The sequence below is a fragment of the Sphingopyxis sp. RIFCSPHIGHO2_12_FULL_65_19 genome (assembly GCF_001830555.1).
Taxonomy (GTDB): domain Bacteria; phylum Pseudomonadota; class Alphaproteobacteria; order Sphingomonadales; family Sphingomonadaceae; genus Sphingopyxis.
Genome location: NZ_MIAM01000015.1, coordinates 141,731 through 143,884 on the forward strand (window position 1 = coordinate 141,731; position 2,154 = coordinate 143,884).

Annotated in this window: 2 protein-coding genes and 1 pseudogene; all 3 read left to right on the top strand. The window is 65.4% G+C overall.

The annotated features are described in order from the left end of the window. Positions 1-1,253 (top strand): lytic transglycosylase domain-containing protein (locus A3E77_RS04565; RefSeq protein WP_293643651.1); only part of this gene is annotated, 1,253 nt, incomplete at its 5' end. Then, entirely contained in the window at positions 1,243-1,767 is a 525-nt protein-coding gene (gene moaB, locus A3E77_RS04570) for a molybdenum cofactor biosynthesis protein B (RefSeq protein WP_293643652.1), read from the top strand. The genes A3E77_RS04565 and moaB, both read left to right, overlap by 11 nt. 46 nt (positions 1,768-1,813) lie before the next feature. Further along, positions 1,814-2,154 (top strand): annotated as a pseudogene (locus A3E77_RS04575) (PA0069 family radical SAM protein); the annotation flags it as partial.

Sequence of the window (2,154 nt, forward strand, 5' to 3'; positions counted from 1 at the left end):
AAAATGACGATCCCGCTGGGGCCGAGGCGCTGCTCAACGCCGTCGCCGACCAGCTGACGCCCCAGGCGCGCGACGAATGGCGGCAAAAGGTGGCCTGGTCCTATTATATCGAAAATGACGACGCCAACGCGCTCCGCCTCGCGAACGAATGCAGCGCGGGCAGCGGCGCCTGGTCGACGCAGGGCGCGTGGGTGAAGGGTCTCGCGGCGTGGCGCACGCGCGATTATCGCGGCGCGCTCGCCGCATTCGACCGCGTGGCAAAGGAAGCGCCCGACAGCGAGCTGCGCGCCGCCGCCTATTATTGGGCCGCGCGCGCCGCCGTCGCTGCGGGCGAACCGGCCGCGGTTCAGCCGCGCCTGCGTGCCGCGGCTGCCAATGACGAAACCTTCTATGGCCTGCTTGCGGTCGAAACGCTGGGCGTCGAAACGAACCGCCAGCGCGAAAATGTCCGCGCCGACCGCAGCGCCTGGCGCGCGCTCGAAGGCCTCCCGAACGTCCGCATCGCCATGGCATTGTCGGAAATCGGCGAGGATAAATATGCGGACAATGCGCTGCGCCATCAGGCGCGCATCGGTGACGCGCGGCAGCATGAACAGCTGCTCGCGATCGCGGGCGCGCTCAGCCTGCCCGAAACGCAGCTCTATCTTGCCCATAATACGCCGCAGGGCCGCAAGCCCGCCGCGCTGACACGCTACCCGCAGCCCAAATGGGAACCCAATGGCGGCTGGAAGGTCGATCCGGCGCTGGTTTTCGCCCATACGCTTCAGGAATCGCGCTTCCAGCGCAGCGTGGTCAGCCCCGCAGGCGCCTTCGGCTTGATGCAGGTGCGGCCGGGCACCGCGCGCGACGTCGCGCGCTGGCGCGGCGATAGCGGTCCAGGCGACCTGCGCATCCCCGCGGTCAACATGGACATGGGGCAAAGCTATCTGCAATATCTTAGCCGCGACCCGTCGACCGGCGGGCAACTCCCCAAGGTCATTGCCGCCTACAACGCCGGCCCCGCGCCCGTCGCACGCTGGCAGTCGGAGATTCGCGACAATGGCGACCCGCTGCTTTACATGGAATCGATCCCCTATTGGGAAACGCGCGGCTATGTTGCCATCGTGCTGCGCAATTACTGGATGTATGAGGCACAGCAGGGCAAGCCTTCCGTCAGCCGCGCAGCGCTTGCGCAGGGCAAATGGCCGCGCTTTCCCGATGGGAAGGACCGCACCCGCCTGACCTATGCGGGCAGCCTCGCCGATGCCGATTGACGAGGGCCTGGCCTTCGTTCCCGTCCGCATTGCCGTCCTGACGATATCGGACAGCCGCAGCGCCGCCGACGACCGCTCGGGCGACATGCTCGAAGAATTGCTGACCGGCGCCGGGCATATTCTGGCCGCCCGCGCGATCATCCGCGACGAAACCGACCTGATCGTCTCGCGGCTTCATAACTGGATCGACGACCCCGCGGTTGACGCCGTTATCACGACGGGCGGCACGGGGCTGACGGGACGCGACGTGACCCCCGAGGCGCTGCACCGGCTCGACGGCAAGGATATCCCCGGCTTCGGCGAACTGTTCCGCTGGCTCAGCTACCAAAAGATCGGAACGTCGACGATCCAGTCGCGCGCCTGTGCCGTCGTTGCGCGCGGAACCTATATCTTCGCCCTGCCCGGTTCGACCGGGGCCGTAACCGACGCGTGGGAAGGCATTTTGTCGACCCAGCTCGACAGCCGACACAAGCCCTGCAATTTTGTAGAGTTGATGCCGCGGCTCACCGAATAGGCAATTCGTTCTTTATTTGTTCTTACTGGAGGATTAATCTCTCCGGGTGGAATCGTCAAAACCCCTCCCCCCGATCGCTGGCCGCGGCGCCCCGACCAACTTGCGGCCAACCCGCACAGGCTCGCTCGACCGCGAAGCCGATGGCGATTGGCTCGATGCAGCGGATAACGTAGACGGCGCGCCCGCCAAATTGCGCACGACCGTGACCGCCGAACATCCCAAGACGATCATATCGCGCAACAGGTCGCCCGACATCAGCTTCGACCGTTCGATCAACCCTTATCGCGGCTGTGAACATGGCTGCATCTACTGCTTCGCGCGGCCAACCCATGCGTTTCATGACCTGTCGCCGGGGCTTGATTTTGAAAGTCGGCTGTTCGCCAAACC

Coding starts and splice junctions, on each gene's coding strand:
- moaB (WP_293643652.1), top strand. CDS start 1,243: ATGCCGATTGACGAGGGCCTGGCCTTCGTTCCCGTCCGCATTGCCGTC.